The 280-nt window shown below is 63.9% G+C and carries 1 pseudogene; it reads right to left on the bottom strand.

Features of this window, described 5'->3' with window-relative positions:
* Positions 1-280, bottom strand: a pseudogene (locus tag R0J92_RS22515) (IS5/IS1182 family transposase); the annotation flags it as partial.

Here is a 280-nt window from a genome sequence, read left to right as displayed (position 1 = left end):
CGTCCACTGGCTGGCCGGGTCGGAATCGGACGTGAACTTGGGCTGGACCTCGCTGGCGGCACCGAAGGCTGCCTCACCCAGGGTGGCGAGATACTCGCGAACGGCCCTTGGCGCGTCGGAGGGATCAATCTGCTTCGCGTCCCACTCCTCTTTGGGCGTCGAGTTCTGCTTGTCGGCATCAGCCTCGATCAGACTGGCATCCACCGCCATGCGCTGTCCTCTGACCAGGCCTTCTTCGATACAGCGGGCTACTGTGGTCTCGAAGAGGTGGCGGAGCAAC

The sequence above is a fragment of the Tritonibacter sp. SIMBA_163 genome (genome assembly GCF_046535935.1).
In the GTDB taxonomy this organism is placed as follows: Bacteria; Pseudomonadota; Alphaproteobacteria; order Rhodobacterales; family Rhodobacteraceae; genus Epibacterium; species Epibacterium scottomollicae.
This window is presented reverse-complemented; position numbering and strand designations above follow the sequence as displayed.